The sequence below is a fragment of the Curtobacterium sp. MCJR17_043 genome (assembly GCF_003224315.2).
Lineage (GTDB): Bacteria > Actinomycetota > Actinomycetes > Actinomycetales > Microbacteriaceae > Curtobacterium.
On sequence record NZ_CP126259.1, the window covers coordinates 2,353,869 to 2,377,070 of the forward strand.

Below are 23,202 nucleotides of genomic sequence, written 5' to 3' on the forward strand. Positions count from 1 at the left end.
CGAACCAATAATCTGATTAATCAGACTACATCGTCGACGCCCGCGCGCCAGCTCGTCCTGCGCGCAGTCTGCCGCTGCAATGGGGTCCGCGTCACACACCCGTACCCGACGGTCCGACCAGGAGGAACGATGCCGACACCCCGCGGCCTGCACGCCCACGTGCTCGACACGCTCGGGCAGCGCATCGTCGACGGCGCGGTCGCCCCGGGGACGGTGCTCCGACCGGAGGACGTCGCCGCCGAGTTCGGCGTCTCACGATCGGTCGTCCGCGAGGCACTCCGCGTGCTCCAGTCGCTCAGCATGGTCCGGCCACGCCAACGGGTGGGCACCCAGGTGCTGCCGTCGTCGGACTGGGAGCTCCTCGCCCCCCTCGGTGATCCGCTGGCGCGGGGCCTCGGACGCGTACTTCACCCAGCAACGCGAACTGCTCGAACTCCGGCTCGGGATCGAGCCGGTCGCCGCCACCCTCACCGCGGACCGGGGCGGTCCGGCCGCCGACGCCGTGCTCGTCGCGGCCCGCGAGATGGTCGAGGCCGTCGGACGCGGGGACGGACATGCCTACCTCGAGGCGGACGTGCGCTTCCACCGTGCCCTGCTCACCGGATCCGGCAACACGGTCTTCGCGCACTTCGCGCACACGGTCGAGGCGCTCCTCCGCACCCGGACGAGCGAGTCCCGCGACACCATCACCCGATGGACCGCCGAGGCCGCCGCCCGACACGAGGCCGTCGGCCGGGCGGTCGTCGACCGGGAGGCCCGACTCGCGTCCGACGCGGCCGCCGCCCTGGTGCGCACCACGCGCGACGAGTTCGTCGCCGAGGCCCGCTGACCGGTGCTCGCTGAGCGGTGCTCGCTCAGCGCCCGCCGGAGGGCCGCCTGCGCAGACCGCGGAGCCGCAGGCGCATCGTCACCGTGCCGAGCCACCGGTCGTACTTGAAGCCGACCCGTCCCATCCGGCCGATCTCCTCGAACCCGAGCCGCTCGTGCAACCGGATCGAGGCGTCCGCGGACCGGTCGGCGATCACGGCGATGACCTCGCGCACGCCGGCCGCCCGGCACGCCTCGAGCAGTGCCTCCATGAGTGCCCGGCCGAGGCCCTTCCCGCCCGAGGCCGCCCCGAGGTAGATCGAGTCCTCGACCACGTGGTTCGACCGGTCCCGCGGGTTCCAGGGCTCGACGAGCGCGTAGCCGAGCACCTGCCCGGACGGTGCCTGCGCCACCAGGAACGGCAGCTTCCGCCGCTGGAGGTCGTCGTACCGGCGCTTCCACGCGGCGAAGGTGAAGGCCGCCGCGTCGAACGTCACGGAGGAGTTCCGGACGTAGTGCGTGTGGATCTCGCGCACCTCGGGCAGGTCCGCGGTCGTCGCCGGTCGGATCGCGTACGTGAAGACCGGTTCCGGCGGGGCCGGGGCACGCAGGTGTCGCGGCAGGGTCCGCCGCTGCTGGTATTCCTCCTCGAGCACGGTCCGAGCCTACGGGAGGCCCGTCACGGCTCGGTCGGCAGGGTCCAGTCGACGGGGTCCGCGCCCTGGGCGGCGAGCAGGTCGTCGACCGCGGAGAACGGTCGGCTGCCGAAGAACCCGCGGGACGCGCTCAACGGACTCGGGTGTGCCGACGCGACGACCGGGGTGTCGCCGAGGAACGGCCGGACCGACGCCGCCTGCGCACCCCAGAGCACGGCGACGAGGGGACGGTCGCGGGCGACGAGGGCCCGGACGGCCTGCTCGGTGACCGCTTCCCAGCCCTTGCCGCGGTGACTGGCGGGCGCGCCCACGCCGACGGTGAGCACCCGGTTGAGCAACAGCACGCCCTGCCGGGACCACGCCCGCAGGTCGCCGTGCGGTGGGGGGCGTCACGCCGAGGTCGTCAGCGAGCTCCCGGTAGACGTTCTGCAGGCTCCGCGGGACCGGGCGCACGTGCGGGGCGACGGCGAAGGACAGGCCGATCGGGTGTCCGGGGGGTCGGGTACGGGTCCTGCCCGACGACGAGCACCTTCACGCGGTCGAACGGGTCCTCGAAGGCACGGAGGACCGCCGGTCCGGCGGGCAGGTACGGTCGGCCCGCCTCGTGTTCGGCCCGGAGCCACGCACCGATCCGGTGGACCTCGTCCTCGACCGAGGCGAGCGCCTCGGCCCAGCCGGGGTCGACGAGCTCCGCGAGGGGCTTCGGCTGCACGCTAGGCGCCCATGGTGGCGACCGAGACGGACTCCTCGCCCGCCATCACCCGCCAGACGCTCCCGGTGCCGCGGACCTCGAGCGCACCTTCGCCGACGACGAGCGCGGTGTCCTCGTCGATGGCGAGACCCGCGGTGACGAACTCGGCCTCGGCGCTCGCGACGAGGCGGGCGAGGGTGCCGGCCTGCGCGGCGTGCACGTCGATGGTGAGGTCGACGAGTCCGAGTCCCTCGCGGAGCTCGACCTCGTCCAGGCCCTCGGAGGCGTCCTCGGGGCAGACCTCGACGCCGCCGATCCGGTGTCCGCCGACCAGGGCGCGGTCCGCGGCGATCATCGCACCGGCGGAGTACCCGAGGTACGGCAGACCGTCCGACACGAGCAGGCGGATCTGGTCGACGAGCGGCGTGACGGCGTCCAGGTAGTCCGGGGTCCGGCCGCCGCTGACGACCAGGGCGTCGACGTCGCTGAGGACCGTCGTGTCGAAGACCCCGCCGGCGGGGACCTCGGTGACGAGGACCTCGGCCGCGCGGGCACCGCCGAGGACCTCGGCGATGTCGGCGGTCGAGCCGGGCGACCTGCCGTCGGCACCGGCGACGGACAGCAGCGCGATGCGGGGGGACGGTGCGCCCGACCGCGGCGGAGCGAGCGGTGGCCTCGGCGGTGAAGGCAGCGGCGACGTCCGCGGCGACGAAGGGGCCGCCGCCGACCAGGTGGATGCTCACGACTCGGCCGTCACCGGCGCGAGGGCGCTCCACGGGAACGTGATCCAGCCGTCGACCCGGCGCCACACGTGGTCGGGCTCGAGCACCGTGCCGGGCTTGGAGTAGAGGCAGGCGCTGCGGACGTCGGCACCGGCGTTCCGGATGATGTCGACCACGAGCGCGAGGGTGCGGCCGGAGTCCGACACGTCGTCGACGACCAGGACCCGCTTGCCGGCGAGGCTCGGCGCGTCGAGGGCCGGCGCGAGCACGACCGGCTCCTCGAGGCGCTGCTCGACGTCGGTGTAGAACTCGACGTTGATCGAGCCGCACTCCTTGGTGCCGAGCGCGTAGGCCACGGCACCGGCGATGATGAGTCCGCCGCGAGCGACGGCCACGACCACCTCGGGCTCGAACCCGGCGGACAGGACGTCCTTGGCGAGCAGGCGTGCGGCGTCGCCGAACTCGAGCCAGCCGAGCACCTCCGGTCCGCTCGTCACGGTCACGGTCGACGAGGCGGACGGCTCCGCTGGTTCGCTGCTGATCGGCATCCGCCCACGGTACCGGCAGGGGTGCGCCGCCCGCGACCCGTCGTCACCGCCCGGGCGCTGCGGCCTGCCCCTTGGGCGTGAGCGGCCCGCGGGCGAGCTTGTGCTGCGCCGACTGCGCCACCGGACGGACCGTCACGAGGTCGAGGTTGACGTGCGGCGGCAGCTCCACGGCGTGCACGATCGCCTCGGCGACGTCGTCCGCCACGAGCGGCGCCTCGACCCCGTCGTAGACGGCCGCGGCCGCCGCGGTGTCGCCGCCGAACCGCACGACGGAGAACTCCTCGGTCTTCACCATGCCGGGGGGCGATCTCCACGACGCGGATCGGCTCGCCGTTGAGCTCGAGCCTGAGCACACCGACGAGGGCGTGCTCGGCGTGCTTCGCGGCCACGTAGCCGCCGCCGTTCTCGTAGGTGACGAACCCGGCCGTGCTCGTCACGGTGACGACGTCCGCACCGCCCGTCGCCGCGGCACGGCGGCGCAGCGCCGGCAGCAGCGCCGCGGTGACCCGCTTCGTGCCGAGGACGTTCACCTCGAACATCGCGCGCCAGTCCTCGACATCGGACTCCTCCACGGACGCCGAGCCGAACGCTCCCCCCGGCGTTGTTGACGAGCACGTCCGCCCCGCCGAGCTCGTCCACGCGGGCGGCGAGCGCCGACACGTCCGCGTCCGAGGTGACGTCGACGACGAGCGTGTCCGCACCGGTCTCCGCGGCGAGCGCCTCGAGCCGGTCGGCCCGGCGCGCGACCGCGAGGACGTCCCACCCGTGCTGGCGGAAGCGCCGGACGGTGGCGGCCCCGATCCCCGAACTGGCTCCGGTGACGACGGCTCGACGGTTGCTCATGGTGCTCCTCGTGGTGGTCGGTGGTGCGGGGTGTCGTCAACGCTACCGACACGCCGGGGGGCCGCCGGACGGTAACGTGCGGGAGATGACGACGGACGCCGCTCCTCCCGCGCCTTCGGTCCCGGCCGCTCCGCTCGAGGCGGGCCGGTCGAAGCGCCGCATCCCCCCTGTGGGACACCTCGCGGTTCGTCGCGGTGACCCTCGTGGTGATCGGGCACGCGATCCAGCGGCAGACGACGGGCAGCGAGCACGCTCTGGCGCTGTACACGTTCATCTACGCCTTCCACATGCCGGCGTTCGGCGTGATCAGCGGGTACTTCTCGTCGGCGGACACCCCGACCGCGCAGCGCATGCGGCGGACGTTCACGGACATCGTCGTGCCGTACATCGTCATGCAGACGATCTGGACCGTGGTGCAGGCGATCGTCGAGGGCGGCAAGGAGTTCAACCCGACGAAGCCGACGTGGACGCTGTGGTTCCTGCTCGCGCTGGGGATCTTCCGGCTGATCCTGCCGTACCTCGCGCAGCTGCGGTGGCCGCTGTTCTGGGCGGTGGTGCTGAGCATCGGCGTCGGGTACTTCGACAACGTCGACTCGACGCTCTCGCTGTCGCGCGCGATCAGCCTGCTGCCGTTCTTCCTGCTCGGGTGGCAGGTCAAGCAGTGGGGCGTGTTCGACCGCTGGTACGAGGCGCCCCGCCGGGTCGTGGTCCGGGTGCGGGTCGTCGCGGCGCTGCTCTTCGCCGCGTGGGCGGCAGCGTGCGTGCTGTTCACCCCGCAGTTCGAGCAGTTCGACCTGCACCACTGGTTCTTCTACGACGACTCGTACTCCGGGCTCGGCGAGGACACGTGGTGGGCCGGTGGCGTCCGCTTCGGGCTGATGCTGTTCGCGGCGCTGCTCACGGCGGCGTTCCTGCTGCTCGTGCCCCGCCGGACGGTCTGGCTGACCCGGTTCGGTGCGGCGACGATGTACGTCTACCTCCTGCACACCTTCGTGCTCTACCCCATCCGCGAGTCCGGGATCCTGGCCGGGGAGCACTCGGCGTGGCCGTACGTGCTGCTCATGGTGCTGCTCGCGTGCGCGGTGAGCCTGTTCCTCGCGCAGCCGTTCGTCCGGCGCGGGATGCGGTGGCTGCTCGAGCCGAAGGTCGACTGGTTGTTCCGCCGCGACCCGGTGTGACGCGCGGTCAGGACCGGAGCGTGTCGTTCGGACGTTCGCCGAACCGCTCGGCGTAGTAGCCGGCGAAGCGGCCGAGGTGGACGAAGCCGTGCGCCCGTGCCACCGCTGCGACGCTGTCCTCGCCGACGCGCCCGTCGGCGAGCGCCGTGCGGACCCGTCGGAGTCTGGCTTCGCGGAGGGCCTCGAGCGGTGTCGGGAGGTCGTTGCGGGCGAACGCCTGCTGGAGTCCGCGCTGGCTGAGGCCGGCGGCACCGGCGATGTCGGCGGCGGTGACCGGCTCACCGAGGTGCTCCTCGATGTACTCGAGCGCTCGGGAGACGTTGCGCGGGTGTCCGGCGTGGTGCGGTGCCGCCGGAGCAGGGACGAAGGCGTCGAGCATGCGACGGCTCAGGGCGTCCACGTGTCGAGCACGCTCCAGGCGGTCGGCGGCGGGGTCGAGGAGGACGGGGGCCGAGGCGGAGAGCACGGCGCGCAGGGCGGCGAGGCCCTCGGCGTCCGGGCGTCGGGCGATCGTGAGCGGTCGGGGGGGCGGTGCCGGTGCGGGCGGCGTGCAGGTCCTCGAGGGCGCGCGCGTCGACGTCGATGGTGTGCAGCGTGATGCCGGCGGGCGCCTCGATCGTGAAGGGGCGGCCGGTCGGGTACACCGCCGGCACTCCCGCGTGGGCGACGAGCTCCTGGTCCGCCCCGGCGTCGAAGGCGAGCTGTCCGTCGTGCGCCCACGCCACGAGGATGCGACCGACGGGTTCGATGCGGCCCCAGCGGTCGGCGCTGAGGGCGGAGCTGCGGAGGCGGAGTCGGTCGTCACCCACGGCACGGAACCGGAACCCGAACGGCCGCGACTCGTCCTGCGTGAGCCGGACCTCGTGGGCGTCGTGCACCCGCTCGTAGAACCTCGTCGCTTCGTCCACGTCCCGCCCGGCCACGTCGTCCCGGCGCACGGCGGCGTGCCCGGGTCCGTGCTGCGGTCCGCGGTCCGGCGGCGTCGGCGGGGGAGGTCATGACGGCAGAACTGTAGGCCATCCGCCGCCTGACCGCCCTCGCCCCGGACGGGATGCGCATCCTGCGTCGCGCGAGCGCGTTACGCCCGACGACGCCCGCGCTGGTAGCAGCCCCGCCATCTGCGTAGCGTGAGGCGTGACGGACAGACGCGGCGGTCCTCCCGGCCCGCGTCCGTGTCGACCCGACGACCACGGTGACGGACAGGAGCTCCCGATGACCACGAACGACGCAGCCGCCTGGCGGTTCGAGACCACGCAGGTGCACGCGGGTGCCGCTCCGGACCCGACGACGGGTGCCCGGGCGACGCCGATCTACAAGACGACCTCGTACGTGTTCGAGAACTCGGACCACGCCCGCGACCTGTTCGCGCTGGCGCAGCCGGGCAACATCTACTCGCGGATCATGAACCCGACGAACGACGTCGTCGAGCAGCGGGTCGCGGCACTCGAGGGCGGCACCGGCGCCCTCCTCGTGTCGAGCGGCCAGGCGGCGGAGACATACGCGGTGCTCAACATCGCGGGCGCGGGCGACCACATCGTCTCGTCGTCGTCGATCTACGGCGGCACGTACAACCTGTTCAAGTACACGCTCGCCAAGCTCGGCATCGAGACGACGTTCGTCGAGGACCAGGACGACCCCGAGGAGTGGCGTCGCGCGGTCCGCCCGAACACGAAGCTGTTCTTCGCCGAGACGATCGGCAACCCGCGGATCAACGTGCTCGACATCGAGACCGTCGCGGGCGTCGCGCACGAGTCCGGGGTGCCGCTCATCGTCGACAACACGATCGCGACGCCGTACCTCATCCGGCCGTTCGAGCACGGGGCGGACATCGTCGTGCACTCGGCGACGAAGTTCCTCGGCGGGCACGGCACGGTCATCGGCGGGCTCATCGTGGACGGCGGCACGTTCGCCTGGTCCGAGCACGCCGAGCGGTTCCCGGAGTTCAGCACCCCGGACCCGTCGTACCACGGGGCGGTGTTCTCGCAGGTCGTCGGCGACGCGGTCGCGTACATCGTCAAGGCGCGGGTGCAGCTGCTCCGTGACCTCGGCGCGTCGAACTCCCCCCGACACCGCCTTCGCACTCCTGCAGGGCATCGAGACGCTCAGCCTCCGGATGGAGCGCCACGTCGCGAACGCGCAGGAGATCGCCGAGTGGCTCGACCGGCACCCGGACGTCGCGACGGTGGCGTACGCGGGCCTGCCGACCAGCCCCTGGTACCCCGCCGCGACGAAGTACGCGCCGCGCGGTGTCGGTGCGGTGCTGTCCTTCGAGCTCAAGGGCGGTGTGGACGCGGGCCGCGCGCTCGTCGACGAGCTGCAGCTGTTCTCGCACCTGGCGAACATCGGCGACGTCCGCTCCCTCGTCATCCACCCGGCGTCGACGACGCACTCGCAGCTCACGCCCGAACAGCAGCTCACGACCGGTGTGACGCCGGGGCTCGTCCGCCTGTCGGTCGGGATCGAGAACGTCGAGGACCTCAAGGCCGACCTGGAGGCCGGGCTCGCCGCCGCACGGGCCGTCGCCCAGGCGGGCCTGCGCGCCTAGCCCCGCCGCACGGAACGTGGGCGGTTCCCCGCAGCGGTCCACCGCTGCGCGGACCCGCCCACGTCGCGTTCCGCGGCCCGTCGCGACGTAACACGGCGACGGTGCGGCGGGCCTCCCGGCAGACTGGACCCCACGATGGACTGGCAGACGACCCCCCGAGGACTCCGTGCCGTCCACCCTGGTGCCCGGCGCCGAACTCCGCACGCTCGGCAAACCGCCCGTGACCGGTGCGTGGCGACCGGGTGACCCGCCCGGGGCACGCCGGTTCGAGGACCTCGGCGAGCAGACCGTCCGCGGCGGGCTCGTCCCCGCCGTCCGCGTGGCGTACGAGACCTGGGGGGACGCTCTCCCCCGCGCGGGACAACGCCGTCCTGGTGCTGCACGCCCTGACCGGCGACTCGCACGTCACCGGACCCGCCGGCCCCGGCCACCGCACCGCCGGCTGGTGGGGCGACGTCGTCGGGCCGGGGCGGGCGATCGACACCGACCGGTTCTTCGTCGTCGCGCCGAACATGCTCGGCGGGTGCCAGGGCACGACCGGCCCCTCATCGCTGGCACCGGACGGCGTCGAGTGGGGCTCCCGCTTCCCGTTCGTCACCGCCCGCGACCAGGTGGCGACGCAGCTGCGGCTGGCGGACCGGCTCGGCATCGACCGGTTCGCGGCCGTCGTCGGCGGCTCGATGGGCGGCATGCACGCGCTGGAACTCGCGGTCACCGCCCCGGAGCGGGTGGCGCGCCTCGCCGTGCTCGCGACGACCGCGCAGACGACCGCGGACCAGATCGCCGCGAACTCCCTGCAGCGGGCGGCGATCCAGATGGACCCGGGCTTCGCCGGCGGCGACCACCACGACGCCGAACCCGGCGAGGGGCCGCACCGGGGGCTGGCGCTCGCGCGACGCATGGCGATGATGACCTACCGCGCCTCGGACGAGCTCAACGGCCGGTTCGCCCGGACGTGGCAGAGCGACGTCTCCCCGCTCGGCGACGACGGCCGGTTCTCGGTGGAGAGCTACCTCGACTTCCACGGCAACAAGTTCACCCGGCGGTTCGACGCGGCCTCGTACGTCGCGCTCACACACGCGATGGACTCGCACGACGTCGGGGCCGGCCGCGGTGGGGTCGCCGCGGCCCTGGCCCGTGTGACCGCACGGACCCTCGTCGTCGGCGTCTCGAGCGACCGTCTGTTCCCGGTCGAGGACCAGCACCGCATCGCCGCCGGGGTGCCCGACACGCTCGACGGTGACCGGGCCGCGGTGATCACGAGCGAGTTCGGCCACGACGGCTTCCTCATCGAGTCCGAGGCCGTCGGCGCGCATCTCCGGCGCCTGCTCGTCTGATCGGGGTGCAGCGCGTGTCCTCGGAAGACGGGACACCCGCAGACCGATCCGTCGACCCCCCGCGCGCCGAACACCCCACAACGAGTGTCGCCCGTGGAATGATGCAGAGTGCACGGTCTCGACCAGTGCTCGGTTTCCCAAGACCAACCAGTTTCCCGAACCAGGAACAGCCAGGACCAACGATGGAACTCCTCGCGCAGGAACGCGACCGCCTCCTCCGGTCGACGACGCGTGTCGTGGGCATCGTCTGCGCGCTCGTCAGCGTCGTCGCCGTGGCCACGTCGCTCGCCGTGCCCGCGCTGCCGCTCGTGGTCGGGTTCACGTGCATCGCCGTCATGATCGGTGCACTCGTCGCCTTCGGGTGGAACGGGTCGACCTGGTGGACCGCCCTCACGGTGCTGAGCGGTCTCGGCGCCGTCGCGGTCCTCGCCACCGCCGTCGCCCCCCGATGACCGCGGAGTCATCGCGAGCGCGCTCGTGCCGCTCGCCGGCGGCGGACTGGCCTCGCTCCTCATGGCGCAGCGCGGACACCCCGTCGGCCTCGGCATCGCGGCCGCCGCCGGTGTCGTCTCGGTCACCGTGATGTCGCGGGCGAGCGGCACGGTCCTCTCCCTGCCCGTCAGCGGTGTCCTGCTCGGCTGGGTGCTCGTCGCCGTCGTCGCGGTGTGGATCAGCCGGAGCATCCCCCGCGTGGCGCGACGCATCTACACGATCGGGACAGCGCACCGCGCCGAACGGCAGGCCAGCGAGACCGAGGCGCAGCGGCGGCAGGGAGCACGCCTGCTGCACGACACCGTCCTCGCGACCCTGACCCTCCTCGCGCACAGCGGTGTCGGCGTCTCCGAGCACGCGATGCGCGAGCAGGCCGCCGAGGACGCCCGCCTCCTCCGCCACCTCCGCCTCGGCGCGACCCCGCAGCCGCAGCAGTCCGGGGACTACTCGCTCACCCGCACCGAGGAGTCCCCGCTCGGGCAGACCCTCGAGTCGGTCAAGCAGCGGTTCGGCCGGATGGGGCTCGAGGTCGCCTGGCACGGCACCGGACAGGTCCTCCTGCCGACCCACGTCCTCGACGCCTTCCTGCTCGCGCTCGGCGAGTGCCTCGAGAACGTCCGTCGGCACGCCGGGGTCCCCGAGGCACACGTCACGATCGTGCACGACGAGGCGATGGTCCGCGCCATGGTCACCGACTCCGGCGTCGGCTTCGAACTCGACGCCGTCAGCTCCGAACGACTCGGCTTCAAGGAGAGCGTCGTGAACCGTCTCCGTGAGGTCGGCGGCGACGCCCGGCTCTTCTCCGCGCCGGGCTCCGGCACCACGGTCGTGTTGGAGGCACCGCGGTGAGCCGCATCCCCGAGGACACCATCAGCCGGGGGGCTCACCGGTGACCAGGACGCACCCCGTACCCGCCGGGAGGCCCGGGAACGGTACCGGGGCACCGAGCGTCGGCAGGCGCGCGGCCTCCCCTCCACGTCGACCGGTGCACGTTCGCTCCGCCAGGCCGCCCAGCCCGGCGCCTCCCTCGGAGCCGGCCACCTCGGGCTCGGTGCGGCCGTCCTGACCGGTCTCGAGGCACTCGGCGGCATCGTCTTCTTCCTCGTGCACTGGGAGGACTACGGCAACCCCTGGTTCACCGCCAGCGCGTGGCTCCTCTTCGTGGCCGCCGCGACCTGCGTCATCGCCATCGTCCTCACCTACGGCGAGCGGTTGACCGGTCTCGCGTTCGGCCTCATCTGCGTCGTGCTCGCCAGCGTCGTCGCGCTCGACTTCATCGGCATCTGGTCCCAGCACGACCTCGGGCACACCTCGACCGCGTCGATGGCGGCCGGGTTCGCCCTCCTGCCGATCACGACCCTCCGGCCCGCGCGCGAGGTCATCGCGGCGATCGTCGGCCTCGGTCTGGCCTTCGTCGTCTACGCGGTCGTCTCGACGCCGATCAACCCCGAGACGCTCCCCGGCCTCGTGACGCTCCTGTCCGTGACGGTCGTGCCGCCGTCGCTCGCGCTCTTCGTCGTGCACCGGTTCCGCCAGCTCGTGCAGCGCGAACTCGACCGGGTCCTCGTGCAGAGCAACGTCGGTGCGCCGCAGTTCGCCGTCGGGATGCTCGCGTCGGACGAACTCGCCCGGCTCGACCTCGCAGCCGAGAAGCTCCTCGACGCCGTCGCGAACGGATCCGACCCGTTGCCGCTGTCGGACGCGTCCGCCTCCGTCGCCGCCTCCCTCGCGACCGAACTCCGCCTGCACCTCATCGAGGGGGCGTCGCGAGACGTGGCTGTACCACGCCATCACGGAGTCGGACCGGCTGGGTCGCGCCGTCGCCGTCGCCGACCCCGGTGCCCTGGCCGGACACCTGTCCCCGGCGCAGCGCGACGGTCTGCTCCAGGCCCTCTGGCTGATGGTCGGCGACGGCCGGAGCCAGCAACCCGGCGCCCCCCGTCGTGTCGGTCACCCTCGGACCGGTCGGGACCGACGGCCACCCGGTCAGCGACGACCGAATGGACGTCCCCGTCGTCATCGAGTCCCGCGGGGTCCCCCGTCGGCGCCTCGGGCCCGCAGCGTGGGCCGCCCTCCAGCGCATCGGCCCGTACACCGACAGCGTGCGGGACGGCGTGCTGCACGTCACCGCGCACTGCGTCGTCGACCGGCACCCGCAGATGTGACGCACCCCGCGCCTCCCGGCACCGTCGACGTGCGTCATGCGGACAACCAGGCCAGCCTCCCCAGACCGGACCACCGACCCTCCTAGGATCGGCAGGCCCCGGACGGACACCACGAGAAAGGACGCCGAGCATGGCGACTCCAGCGGAACCGATCAGACTCGCACTCGTCGACGACCACCGGATGCTCCTCAGCGCCCTGACCGAGTGGATCCGCAACGCCGCGGACGACATCCAGATGGTCACCGCGGTCACCACGTGGCCCGAGCTGCTCACCAGCCCGGGGTTCCCGGTCGACGTCGTGCTCCTCGACCTCGACCTCAAGGACTCCATCCCGGTCTCGCTGAAGATCTCGACGCTGAAGACCGCCGGCGTGAAGACCGTCGTGATGAGCACGTACTCGGAGCCGAACGTCGTCCGCGAGGCCCTCGGCGCCGGCGCCCTCGGCTACCTCGTCAAGAGCGAGGACGCGGCCATGATCGTCGAGGCGATCCGGACGGCGCAGCGCGGCGAGCAGTACGTCTCCGCCGAACTCGACCTGGCCATCAACTCCGGTGACGTCGGCGGCGTCCCGAAGCTCAGCGCGCAGGAGCGTCGCGTGATGGCGCTCTACGGCGGTGGCGAGCCCGTGAAGAGCGTGGCGTACCAGCTCGGCATCTCCGAGGAGACCGCGAAGAGCTACCTCAAGCGCATCCGCGAGAAGTACCGCGTCGCCGGCTTCGACGTGGGCACGAAGGTGGCGCTCCGGAAGCGGGCGATCACCGACGGCATCATCCTGCAGGACGGGTCCCCGCACGGGCTGTAGCAGCGCGCCGACCCGCCGCGCCCTGCCGCGCCCCGCCAGGTTCCGGAATCTCGGCATCTCGAGCGTCGAGATGCCGCAATCGTGGAACCGGAACGGTGCACACGCGGCGCGTCGTGGAACCGCGACGACAGCAGCCGGATGCGTCGACAGCGCTGTGCGCACGGGAGGCGCGGCACCAGTCAGCGCGCCCCGTCGAGCCCGACGGACGCCGGGTGGGGCCGGACGCGTCAGTGCGTGGACACGACCTCGCGGATCGGGCCGGTGCTCGCACCCGCCGTCCGGAGCGCCGCTGCGCGACGCTTCGAGCGGCCCTCCACCGCGTAGCTGATCACCGCGACGACGACGCCGAGCAGCGCCAGACCGATGCCGAGCCAGCCCGGCGCGAGGAACCCGAAGCCGGCCGCGATGACTGCCCCGCCGAGGGCCGCACCGAGCGAGTTGCCGAGGTTGAATGCCGAGTGGTTGAGCGCTGCCGCGATGGTCCGGGCGTCGCCGGCGATGTCCATCAGGCGGGACTGCACCGCCGGCGGGATCGCGGACGAGGTCGCTCCGAGCAGGAACGCGCCGACGAAGAGCCCGACGACCCACTGCGCGGTGAGCACCGTCACGAGCAGCGCGCCGATCAGGGCGAAGAGCCCCACGAAGATGGTGGCCTTCACGCTGTGGTCGGCCAGGAACCCACCGAGCAGGCCGCCGACGACCATCCCGAGCCCGACGACGACGAGCACCAGGGGAACGGTGGACTCGGACAATCCGGTGACGTTCTGCACGAGCGGCGAGATGTACGAGTAGACGGCGAAGAACCCGCCGAACCCGACCGCGCCGAGGCTCATCACGATCCACGCCTGCGGCAGGCGGAAGACCCGGAGCTCACGGCCGATGGTCGCGTGGACATCCCGGGCGCTGCGGGGCACGAACGCGGAGACCGCGAGGAAGGTCAGGGCGAACAGGGCGGCGACGACGCCGTAAGCGACACGCCAGCTCGCGACCTGCCCGATCCACGTCACCGCGGGCACGCCGACGACGTTCGCGACGGAGAGGCCGAGCAGCACGAGCGCGATGCCCTTGCCCCGCTTGCCCGGGCCCATGATGTCGCCGGCGACGATCGAGGCGATGCCGAAGTACGCGCCGTGCGGGAGTCCGGCGACGAAGCGTGCGACGACGACGAGCCCGAAGGACGGCAACACCGCGCTGGCGACCGTCGCGACCGCGAACCCGATCAGCAGCACCATGAGCAGGCCCTTGCGGGGGGAACCGGGCCGACATCGCGGCGATCGTCGGCGCTCCGACGACCACACCGAGGGCGTATGCGCTCACGAGCCATCCCGCGTGCGCGACGCCGCCCTCCGGGTCGGCCGCGTACTGCCCGGGCAGGAGCGCCTCGGCGATGTTCGGCAGCAGACCCATCGCGACGAACTCGGTCGTGCCGATGGCGAACCCACCGAGCGCGAGGGCGAGGATGGCGAGCGTGCGGCGGGCCGGCGTGAGCTGCGACATGGGACCTGTTCTCGTGCCGGAGCACGGTGGGATCGGAGGCGGTGGACGACCGAGGTCGCGGCTGGAACAGTGTAGACCGCTCCAACACCGCGGCGGAAGGAACTGGTCGCATCGATTCGATCCGCTGGCAGGAGCGGACGACGACGAGGGGACAGAACGCGGCCCTGCCGACCGGGATTCCCGATCGGCAGGGCCGCGGACACGGGCGCCTCAGGCTGCGCGCTGCTCCGGCGCACGGGAGGCGGTGCGCGCCTCCGGCAGCTCGTCGCGGTGCACCCAGCCGGTGCCGCACTCGGTGCAGCTCGCCCAGGCGTTGTCGCCCTGGTCGTCGACGTCGATCACGGCCGAGCGGAGGTCACAGTCCGGGCACCAACCGTCGTGCATCATGAGCGGGCTCCTTCCGTCGTGGTGCCGGTGCTCGTGCACCGGCTGATGGAGACAGCACACACCCGACCGCCGACATCACGGCGATGTCAGCGGCGTGTCGGGCGGACCCACACCAGCCGGTCGGGCGGGGCTCAGTCCCCGAGCGCCGCCTCGAGCCGCTCGAGCTTCCCGTCGATCTCCCCCCGTGTGCCCCGGCCGGATGTCCGCCTTGAGCACGAGCGAGACACGGGTGCCGAACGGTGCGACGGCCTCGGTCGCCCGCTTGACGACGTCGAACACCTCGTCCCACTCCCCCCTCGATCTCGGTGAACATCGACGAGGTGCGGTTCGGCAGTCCGGACTCGCGGACGACCCGGACGGCCGCGGCGACGGCGTCGTGCACGGAACCGTCCTCGTTCGCAGCGGGTCCGCCGGACGGGGCGATGGAGAAGGCGACGATCATGCGCCCATCCTGCCCCGCTCATGGTCCGCGTGCGCGGGTCCGGTGGCCGGACGGGAGGCCCGTGGCTCGATCCCGTCCCGACACATCCGGACCAGGACGACGACCGTCCAGACGAGCACCGCGACCTCCAGCAGGTTCCGCAGCGACAGCACGACGAGGATCCACGGCTGCACGCCGAGCACCTGGTCGTAGTACGCCGGGTAGACGAGCTGCGTCAGGAAGGCCATCGGCAGCATCGCCCCGGCGACCGGCAGGAACCGCCACGCACTGCCGCGCCCGGCGACGAGCCCCCAGACCACCGGCACGGCGAACCAGCCGATGTACTGCGGTGACCCGACCTTGTTCGTCGCGATGAGCGCCGCCACGAACAGCAGCGCGAGGACCGGTGCCACCCGTGCCCGCTGCGCGCCGGTGCGGACGGCGAGCAGGGCGAGGACGACGCCCACCACGACGACGACGGCCATGAGCGGGGTCGAGAGCGCTGCGACGACCTCCGTCCCGGCACCGGACACCTCGAAGGTCAGGATCTCCTGGTCGTAGAACACCGCGGCGCCCGGCACCCGCGCCGCTGCCGCCCACAGGTACGGCGTCGCGAGCGGTGACTCGATCTGCAGGCCGCGCCCGGTCTGTTCACCGATGAACGAGAACAGGTGCGCGGCGCCGCCGAACAGCACGTCAACGAGCACCACGAGCGCGGTCACGGTGAGCGCTCCCGCGACCACCTCGACACGACGCCCGCGACGGAGGACGACGAGCACGCCGACGAGCGCCGCCGGCCAGACCTTGACCCAGGCGGCGACGGTGAACACCGCGGCGGCGATCCCCGGACGGGCCGCGACGGACGCGACCCCGACGAGCGCGACCGCGGTGGCGACGGTGTCGACGCGTCCGAGGCCGATCGGCCCGAGCGCGAGCAGGAACGCCAGCCACCACCAGACGACCCGGACGCCGAACGCCCGGTAGCGCCAGAGCACCGCGCAGACGACCGCGTGCAGCAGCACCATGAGCAGCAGCCAACCGGTGCCGATCGCCGCGGTCCCGCCGAGCGATGCGGCCGCCATCGGCACGATCGCCAGGATCGGGTACACCCACGGGGCGTCGATCCCCACCCAGAAGTGCGAGGCGTGCCCGGACTCGATCCAGCGACGGTACGTGATCGTCACGTCGCCGATCGGCTGGTTCGGGACGACGAGGGTCAGGGTCCAGAGCAGCGCGTGCACCGCGGCGAACGCGACCACGAACGCGACGATCTCCGGCCACGGGTTCCTGCGCACCGGACGAGCGTACCGAGTCGGGACGGGCCGACCGCCGCTGTCCACAGGGCCGGTGACGCTGCCACCGCCGTCCGGGCACCACGGCGGCCCTGGCCCACAGCCGATCCGGATCGACAGCCGATCCGTATCCACAGCCGACCCGGATCCACAGCCGATCCGGAGAGTGACGTGTCACCGTCCTCCTGTGACCCCAGCACCGGACCGTCCCGCGCCCCGCCGCCCGCGCCGCCGTCTCCTGACGTGGCTCGTCATCGCCGTCGTCGTCCTGGCCGTCGCGGTCGTCGCCGTCGTGGTCGGCACCCGCGCCTACACGTCCACCGAGAACGCGAAGGCCTCGGCCACACCCAGCGTCGCCGCCACCCGCGCGCCCTCCACGCTCGAGCCGGAGGACCTGTCCGGCGAGTGGACGATCGGCGACGGGTCCGAGGCGGGCTACCGCGTGCACGAGGTCCTGAACGGCTCCGACGTCACCGTCACGGGTCGTACGTCGAGCGTCACCGGCACGGCGACCGTCGACGGGACGACGATCAGCGCGGCCACGATCACGGTGCAGGTCGGCGACATCGCCACCGACTCGGAGCAGCGCGACTCGTACTTCCGCGACTCGGCGCTCGACACCCAGGCGTTCCCGACCGCCACCTTCACGCTCACGGAGCCGATCGAGGACGCGGTCCCGTCGGGCGACGCCACCACCGAGGTGCGGGCCACCGGCACGCTCGACCTGCACGGCGTCACGAAGCCGGTCACCGCGACGCTGCAGGTCGGACTCAGCGGTGACGGCGTCGACGTCTCCGGCTCGGTCCCGATCACGTTCTCGGACTACTCGGTGCAGGCCCCGGACCTCGGGTTCGTCAAGGTCGACGACGCAGGCGCGGTCGAGTTCCTCGTGCACGCCACGCCCGCCTCCTGACCACCCGTCCGGAAGGTCGCGACGCGGCCACCTGACGGCCGGGAGGCGCGGCACCGGTCGGCACCGCGCCTCCCGTCGGTCCCTCGGTCCAGACCGGCGGCCCGTCAGTCCGCCTGCGCGTCGCCCCGCACCGCGAGGTCCCGCACCACACCCGGCAGCTGCTCCACGAGTCCCGTCATCGGGAACGGGCCACCACGCGACGCCCGACGTGCCGCGACCCCGTGCACGACCGCAGCGGCGGCGGCGAGGTGCGCCAGCTCCTCCGACCCGACCTCGCTCGTCCCGGCCCGCGCTGCGACGAGGGCTCCGAGCACCCCGCCGAGGACGTCCCCAGCACCGGCCGCGGCGAGCCACGGCGTCGCCGAGGACGCCACCAGCCGGACCCCGCCGTCGGGCGTGACGACGTGCGTGTCCGCACCCTTGAGCAGCACGACGCTGCCGGTGCGCTCCGCCGCACGCAGCGCAGCACCCTGCGGGTCCCCCTCGACCTCGTCACGGGAGACCCCGAGCAGGGACGCGGCCTCGCCGGCGTGCGGGGTGAGGACCGCGAGCGGCCCGAGGTCGACGAGCGGGATCGCACCGGCGTCGACGACGACCGGCACGCCGTCCTCGGACGCGCGCGCGAAGCCGTCGCGGGTCGTCGCGTCGAGCTCGTCCAGCGAGGCCGCCGAGATGCCCGACCCGACGAGCCACGCCTGCACGCGGCCGCCCCCGGCGACGATCTCCGGCCGTCGGGCCAGCACGAAGTCGGTGGCACGGTCGGGTCCGACGTACCGGACCATGCCGAGCCCGGTGTGCACGGCGGCGTCGACGCCCATGACCGCGGCACCCGGGTAGGCGGCGGAGCCGGTGGCGACCCCGAGGACCCCGCGCCGGTACTTCGAGGTGTCCCCGGTGGGCACGGTGATCCAGGCGGCGGCGTCGGCGGGTCGGACGGAGACGAAGTCGTTCATCGTCCCCACGGTACGGTGACGGGCATGAGCCTGTCCCTGCCCGGCCGTGTCGTCGTCTTCGACTACGGCGAGGTGATCAGCCGCACCCCGCACGCCGCCCGTGCCGCACTGCTCGAGGCGACGCGGCTCGAGGCCGACGAGCTGTTCCCCGTGTACCAGGAGCTCCGGAACGACCTGGACCGTGGCGACCTGTCTGTGCTCGCCTACTGGCGGGCGATCGGCGAACGGACCGGACGGTCCTGGTCGGTGACCGAGATCCACCGGTTCTGGGCGCTCGACTACACCGGGTGGTTCGACGTCGACCCCGAGGTCCTGGCGCTCGTCGAGGAACTGCACGACGCCGGCACGCGCCTGGCGCTCCTGTCGAACGCGGGGTTCGACTTCGGCGACCCCTACCGGTACTCGCCGATGGGCTCGATGTTCGAGACCGTCGTGGTGAGCGCGGAGGAGCACGTGCTCAAGCCGGACGCGTCCATCTACCGCGACACGTGCGACCGCCTCGGGATCGAGCCCGCCGCGATGGTGTTCGTCGACAACCGTGCGGAGAACGCCGCCGGCGCGGACGCGGTCGGCGCGGTCGGCGTGCACTTCACCTCGGCGGCGGCCCTGCGGTCGGCGCTCGAGGAGCTCGCCGCCCCGACGGGGTGACGGCGACCGACGGCGTGACGGCGGGCCGGGATCGGTCGGGAGGCCCGGCGCACCGTCCGGGCGCCTCCTCGGTTCCTCCGAGCGAGCGCCCGGTACGATTCCCTCATTGTGGACGACCCTCCTAGTTGCGCTGACCATCACATGCCCGCCGCTCACACAGTGAGCTGCCCGACTTCGAGGTGTGCCTCGTGAGCCCCGTCGACGTCCTCATGCTGATCGGCGGCATCCTGCTGACGCTCGGCACCGGGGTCTTCGTGGCCTCCGAGTTCTCGCTCGTGAACCTCGACCGCGCCGACGTCGAAGCCCGCCGCGACCGCGGCGAATCCGGCCTGAGCCCCGTGATCGGTGCGCTGAAGGTCACGTCGACGCACCTGTCGAGCGCCCAGCTCGGCATCACCCTGACGACCCTGCTCACCGGGTACCTGCTCGAACCGTCGATCGCGAAGCTGCTCGAGGCACCGTTCCTCGCGATGGACCTGCCCGAGGGGGGGTCGTCGAGACCGTCGGGTCGATCGTCGCCCTCGTCATCGCCACCCTGCTGTCGATGATCCTCGGCGAGCTCGTGCCGAAGAACTTCGCCCTCGCGCTGCCGCTCCAGACCGCGAAGCTCGTCGTGCCGCTCCAGGTGGGCTTCACGACGGTGTTCAAGCCCGCGGTCGCCGTGCTCAACGGCACCGCGAACGCCGTGCTCCGCTCGATCGGCATCGAGCCGCAGGAGGAGCTGTCCGGCGCCCGGAGCGCCGAGGAGCTCACCTCGCTGCTCCGCCGTTCGGCGTCCGAGGGGTCGCTGGAACAGGACACCGCGACGCTCCTCGAGCGGACGCTGGCGTTCTCCGAGCTCAACGCGAGCGACGTCATGACGCCCCGGCCGCGACTGTCGACGATCCGTGTGTCCGACAGCGCCGACGCCGTGATCGCCCTCGCCCGCCGGACCGGCTTCAGCCGCTTCCCGGTGATCGAGGAGGACGCGGACGACGTCGTCGGACTCGTGCACGTCAAGCAGGCCGTCTCGGTCCCGCGCGAGAAGCGCGCCGAGGTCCCGGTCGGCGCGCTGATGACCGACGCCGAGCGCGTCCCCGAGACCATGCCCGGCGACACGCTGCTGACCGAGGTCCGCGGCCGTGGGTACCAGATGGTCATCGTCGTGGACGAGTACGGCGGGACGGCCGGTGTCGTCACGCTCGAGGACCTGGTCGAGGAGATCGTCGGCGAGGTGTCGGACGAGCACGACCGCGCCCGCATCGACGTCGTGCGCAGCCGCGGCTGGCTCACCTTCCCCGGGCTGCTCCGTCCGGACGAACTCGAGGACCGCGCGAGCGTCACGGTGCCCGAGGACGGCCCGTACGAGACCGTCGGCGGGTTCCTCATGCAGGAGCTCGGACGGCTCCCGGTGGTCGGTGACGAGGTCGCGATCGACTCGGGCGTGTTCCGCGTCGAGCGCCTCGACGGCCGTCGGATCGACCGCATCCGCTACACGCCGAACCCGGTCGACTCCCCCCAACGGAAGCGCCCCCCACCCCGACGGGGAGCACCACGAAGACGACGAGCACGACGACGACCGACACCGCGGAGGCCGACCGATGAGTTCCGACTGGTGGGGCATCTTCTGGCTCTTCGTCCTCCTCGGGGGGCAACGCGTTCTTCGTCGCCGCCGAGTTCGCCGTCATCTCGGCACGCCGCTCGCAGATCGAGCCGCGGGCCGAGCAGGGCTCCCGTGCCGCGCAGATGACGCTGTGGGCGATGGAGCACGCGACCCGCATGCTCGCGACCACGCAGCTCGGCATCACGGTCTGCTCGCTGCTCATCCTGAACGTGTCCGAGCCGGCGATCCACCACCTGCTCGAGGTCCCGCTGCACCTGACCGGGGGGGAGCGCCGAGGTCATCGGCGTCGTGGCGTTCGTGTTCACGCTGCTGCTCGTGTCGTTCCTGCACGTCGTGTTCGGCGAGATGGTCCCGAAGAACATCTCGTTCTCGATGCCGGACCGGGCCGCGCTCATGCTCGTCCCGACGCTCTGGTACATCGGCCACGGCCTGCACTGGGTGGTCGTCGGCCTCAACGAGGTCGCGAACGGCGTCCTGCGGCTCTTCAAGGTGGAGCCGAAGGACGAGGCGGTCAGCGCCTACACGGTCGACGAGGTGCAGACGATCGTCGAGCAGTCCCGGCGCGAGGGCACCCTCGCCGACGACTCGGGCACGCTCCGGATGGCGTTCGAGTTCACCGAGAAGAAGGTCAAGGACGTCGCCGTGCCGATGTCCGGGCTCGTGACGCTGCACGAGGACGCCACCCCGGCGGACGTCGAGCGGATGGTCTCGCAGCGCGGGTTCTCGCGCTACGTGCTCGTCGACGACGCTGGTGACCCGACCGGGTACGTGCACGTCAAGGACGTCATCGACCTGCGGCCGGACGAGTTCGACGACCCCGTGCCGCCGAAGCGCATCCGCCAGCTCATCTCGCTGTACACGGAGATGGACCTCGAGGACGCGCTCGCCACCATGCGCGGGGCCGGGCGCCACGTGGCCCGGGCGTTCGACGCCGAGGGGCGGACGACGGGCGTGCTCTTCCTCGAGGACATCCTCGAGGAGCTCATCGGCACCGTCGAGGACGCCACCCGGCGTCGCTGACGCCGGTCGCTCCCGCGACCCGGGACGGACGGGAGGGGCCCACCTCCCGTCCGTCGTGGCGCCGGCGGCGCGACCGCGCTACCAGCTGACCGGCAGGGGCTTGCCCTCCTCGTACCCGGCGGCGGACTGGATGCCGACCAGCGCGCGGTCCGAGAACTCGGCCAGGCTCGTCGCGCCCGCGTACGTGGCGGAACTGCGGAGCCCCGTCGTGATCATGTCGAGCAGGTCCTCGACGCTCGGACGCTCCGGGTCGAGGAAGATCGTCGACGACGAGATCCCCTCGGCGAACAGCGCCTTGCGAGCACGCTCGTACGGGTCGAGCCGCTCGAACCGCTCCCGCACGGCCTTCGCGGACGCCATCCCCCCAGCTCTCCTTGTAGGCGCGACCGGCTGGGTCGCGGCGGAGCACGCCGGGCGCCTCGAGCGTGCCGGCGAACCACGAGCCGATCATCACGGCGGACGCCCCGGCGGCCAGCGCGAGCGCGACGTCACGCGGGTAGCGGACGCCGCCGTCGGCCCAGACGTGCGCGCCGAGCGACCGGGCGGCCGCGGCGGTCTCGAGCACCGCGGAGAACTGCGGGCGCCCGACGGCGGTCATCATGCGCGTCGTGCACATGGCACCGGGGCCGACACCGACCTTGATGATCGACGCGCCGGCGGCGACCAGGTGCGCGACGGCGTCGGCGGTGACGACGTTGCCGGCGACGAGCGGGATGCCGAGCTGCAGGGCCGACACGGCACGGAGCGCGCGGAGCATGCCCTCCTGGTGGCCGTGGGCGGTGTCGAGGACGAGCACGTCGACCCCGGCGTCGGCGAGGGCCGAGGCCTTCGCGGCGACGTCGCCGTTGATGCCGACGGCCGCCGCCACCCGGAGCCGACCGGACGCGTCCACGGCCGGTCGGTAGATGTCGGAGCGGATGGCGCTCGTCGGGCTCGTCGTGCCGACGACCTTGCCGTGCCGCACGACGGGAGCGAAGTCCACGCCGGCCGCGGTCAGCACGTCGTACACGTGCCGCGGGGTGCCGGCGTCCTCGGCGTCGATCGCGACCGTCGCGCCGTGCAGCAGGTCGCCGAGGACGGCGTCCGCGCCGGCGGTCGCGAGCCGGGTCGCCGGCACGCAGCCGAGGTACTCGCCCGCCGGGTCGCGCACGACGATGCCACGGCCCTCGACCGGCAGGAGCTGCTCGAGCGCCTCGGCCACGGTCGCGTCGGCGCCGAGCTCGAGTGCGGAGTCGTACGCGACCGGCTGCGCCTTCACCCAGCGGATCGCCTCGGCGAGGTCCTGCAGGTGCATGTCCTGCGGCAGCACACCGAGACCACCGCGTCGGGCGAGCGTCGCGGCGAGGCGGGGACCGGTCACCGAGTTCATGTTCGCGCTGACGATCGGGATGGTCGCGCCGGTGCCGTCGTCCGTCGCGAGGTCCACGTCGAAGCGGCTCGTCACGCTCGACCGACTCGGGACGAGGAAGACGTCGGAGTAGGTCAGGTCGTGGGTCGGCCGCGTCTCGTAGAACCTCATGGGGCCAATCGTACGGCGGGCAGCGTACGGCCCGCCCTGGAGGCCCAGGACGCCCGCCGGGAGGCCCGACTCGCCCGACGTCTCCCACCTCGCGGCCACGGAGGAGCGGCTAGGGTTGACGGCGTGCAGGACAGGGTTGCCCCGCACGACACACACGAGCATC

At 72.7% G+C, this 23,202-nt stretch carries 15 protein-coding genes and 10 pseudogenes; 12 read left to right on the top strand and 13 right to left on the bottom strand.

All coding sequences use genetic code 11. The features are described from left to right. Positions 1–129 precede the first annotated feature (129 nt). Both DEJ15_RS18590 and DEJ15_RS12155 read left to right on the top strand, forming a co-directional pair. Positions 130–324: pseudogene (locus DEJ15_RS18590) on the top strand (FadR/GntR family transcriptional regulator); the annotation flags it as partial. 49 nt (positions 325–373) lie between these two features. Next, entirely contained in the window at positions 374–829 is a 456-nt protein-coding gene (locus DEJ15_RS12155; protein ID WP_284175048.1) for a FadR/GntR family transcriptional regulator, read from the top strand. A 25-nt stretch (positions 830–854) separates the two neighbouring features. Here the strand turns inward: DEJ15_RS12155 and DEJ15_RS12160 are convergent, their stop codons facing one another. From DEJ15_RS12160 to DEJ15_RS12180, 5 genes and pseudogenes are all read right to left on the bottom strand, one after another. Continuing rightward, positions 855–1,463 (bottom strand): GNAT family N-acetyltransferase, encoded by a 609-nt coding sequence (locus DEJ15_RS12160; protein WP_110825149.1) that lies wholly within the window; start codon positions 1,461–1,463, stop codon positions 855–857. A gap of 23 nt (positions 1,464–1,486) precedes the next feature. Beyond that, positions 1,487–2,175 (bottom strand): annotated as a pseudogene (locus tag DEJ15_RS12165) (uracil-DNA glycosylase). A gap of 1 nt (position 2,176) precedes the next feature. Beyond that, positions 2,177–2,845 carry a Type 1 glutamine amidotransferase-like domain-containing protein gene (locus tag DEJ15_RS12170; RefSeq protein ID WP_349814887.1) on the bottom strand — a complete coding sequence of 223 codons (669 nt, stop codon included), beginning with the start codon at positions 2,843–2,845 and terminating at the stop codon, positions 2,177–2,179. 48 nt (positions 2,846–2,893) lie between these two features. Then, complete coding sequence (locus DEJ15_RS12175) at positions 2,894–3,424, bottom strand: phosphoribosyltransferase (protein WP_181419527.1); 531 nt, start codon at positions 3,422–3,424, stop codon at positions 2,894–2,896. 43 nt (positions 3,425–3,467) lie between these two features. Then, a pseudogene (locus tag DEJ15_RS12180) lies at positions 3,468–4,267 on the bottom strand (SDR family oxidoreductase). A gap of 194 nt (positions 4,268–4,461) precedes the next feature. Here DEJ15_RS12180 and DEJ15_RS12185 point away from each other — a divergent pair. Continuing rightward, on the top strand, positions 4,462–5,445 hold the full coding sequence (locus DEJ15_RS12185; RefSeq protein ID WP_284175049.1) for an acyltransferase family protein: 984 nt from the start codon (positions 4,462–4,464) through the stop codon (positions 5,443–5,445). Between the two features lie 7 nt (positions 5,446–5,452). Here DEJ15_RS12185 and DEJ15_RS12190 read toward each other — a convergent pair whose 3' ends face one another. Continuing rightward, positions 5,453–5,824 carry a helix-turn-helix domain-containing protein gene (locus DEJ15_RS12190; protein WP_284175050.1) on the bottom strand — a complete coding sequence of 124 codons (372 nt, stop codon included), beginning with the start codon at positions 5,822–5,824 and terminating at the stop codon, positions 5,453–5,455. After that, positions 5,724–6,368 (bottom strand): AraC-like ligand-binding domain-containing protein, encoded by a 645-nt coding sequence (locus DEJ15_RS12195; RefSeq protein WP_284175051.1) that lies wholly within the window; start codon positions 6,366–6,368, stop codon positions 5,724–5,726. Before DEJ15_RS12195 ends, DEJ15_RS12190 begins: the two co-directional genes overlap by 101 nt. A 289-nt stretch (positions 6,369–6,657) precedes the next feature. Here DEJ15_RS12195 and DEJ15_RS12200 point away from each other — a divergent pair. The 5 genes and pseudogenes from DEJ15_RS12200 (at position 6,658) to DEJ15_RS18595 (ending at position 12,786) form a co-directional block, all read left to right on the top strand. Beyond that, positions 6,658–7,990: pseudogene (locus DEJ15_RS12200) on the top strand (bifunctional o-acetylhomoserine/o-acetylserine sulfhydrylase). 135 nt (positions 7,991–8,125) lie between these two features. Next, positions 8,126–9,327 (top strand): annotated as a pseudogene (gene metX, locus DEJ15_RS12205) (homoserine O-acetyltransferase MetX). 182 nt (positions 9,328–9,509) lie between these two features. Beyond that, positions 9,510–9,779: a hypothetical protein gene (locus DEJ15_RS12210; RefSeq protein ID WP_284175052.1), complete on the top strand. Its 270-nt coding sequence runs from the start codon at positions 9,510–9,512 to the stop codon at positions 9,777–9,779. 25 nt (positions 9,780–9,804) lie between these two features. Further along, positions 9,805–10,668 carry a sensor histidine kinase gene (locus DEJ15_RS12215; RefSeq protein WP_284175053.1) on the top strand — a complete coding sequence of 288 codons (864 nt, stop codon included), beginning with the start codon at positions 9,805–9,807 and terminating at the stop codon, positions 10,666–10,668. Positions 10,669–12,114: 1,446 nt separating this feature from the next. Next, positions 12,115–12,786, top strand: a complete 672-nt coding sequence (locus DEJ15_RS18595) for a response regulator transcription factor (protein ID WP_110825158.1) — start codon at positions 12,115–12,117, stop codon at positions 12,784–12,786. Between the two features lie 227 nt (positions 12,787–13,013). On the opposite strand, the pseudogene DEJ15_RS12225 reads toward DEJ15_RS18595, so the two are convergent. The 4 genes and pseudogenes from DEJ15_RS12225 to DEJ15_RS12240 form a co-directional block, all read right to left on the bottom strand. Further along, positions 13,014–14,283 (bottom strand): annotated as a pseudogene (locus DEJ15_RS12225) (MFS transporter). Positions 14,284–14,493: 210 nt separating this feature from the next. Then, positions 14,494–14,670: a hypothetical protein gene (locus tag DEJ15_RS12230; RefSeq protein WP_181419526.1), complete on the bottom strand. Its 177-nt coding sequence runs from the start codon at positions 14,668–14,670 to the stop codon at positions 14,494–14,496. Between the two features lie 131 nt (positions 14,671–14,801). Then, positions 14,802–15,112 (bottom strand): annotated as a pseudogene (locus tag DEJ15_RS12235) (thiamine-binding protein). Then, entirely contained in the window at positions 15,109–16,386 is a 1,278-nt protein-coding gene (locus DEJ15_RS12240; RefSeq protein WP_110858044.1) for a glycosyltransferase family protein, read from the bottom strand. The pseudogene DEJ15_RS12235 and the gene DEJ15_RS12240 overlap by 4 nt, the downstream one beginning before the upstream one ends. A gap of 184 nt (positions 16,387–16,570) precedes the next feature. On the opposite strand from DEJ15_RS12240, the gene DEJ15_RS12245 reads away from it, so the two are divergent. Beyond that, a complete protein-coding gene (locus tag DEJ15_RS12245) occupies positions 16,571–17,296 on the top strand; it encodes a YceI family protein (protein WP_258365875.1) in 726 nt (241 codons plus the stop codon). A gap of 104 nt (positions 17,297–17,400) precedes the next feature. On the opposite strand, the gene DEJ15_RS12250 is transcribed toward DEJ15_RS12245, so the two are convergent. Then, positions 17,401–18,249, bottom strand: coding sequence for an ADP-dependent NAD(P)H-hydrate dehydratase (locus DEJ15_RS12250; RefSeq protein WP_110825162.1), 849 nt, complete (start codon positions 18,247–18,249; stop codon positions 17,401–17,403). A gap of 24 nt (positions 18,250–18,273) precedes the next feature. Here DEJ15_RS12250 and DEJ15_RS12255 point away from each other — a divergent pair, with 24 nt between their 5' ends. The 3 genes and pseudogenes from DEJ15_RS12255 (at position 18,274) to DEJ15_RS12265 (ending at position 21,520) form a co-directional block, all read left to right on the top strand. Next, on the top strand, positions 18,274–18,897 hold the full coding sequence (locus DEJ15_RS12255; RefSeq protein ID WP_110825163.1) for an HAD-IA family hydrolase: 624 nt from the start codon (positions 18,274–18,276) through the stop codon (positions 18,895–18,897). 209 nt (positions 18,898–19,106) lie between these two features. Further along, positions 19,107–20,386: pseudogene (locus DEJ15_RS12260) on the top strand (hemolysin family protein); the annotation flags it as partial. A 91-nt stretch (positions 20,387–20,477) separates the two neighbouring features. Beyond that, a pseudogene (locus tag DEJ15_RS12265) lies at positions 20,478–21,520 on the top strand (hemolysin family protein). A gap of 78 nt (positions 21,521–21,598) precedes the next feature. Here the strand turns inward: DEJ15_RS12265 and guaB1 are convergent. Further along, positions 21,599–23,039: pseudogene (gene guaB1 / locus DEJ15_RS12270) on the bottom strand (GMP reductase). Positions 23,040–23,202: the final 163 nt, after the last annotated feature.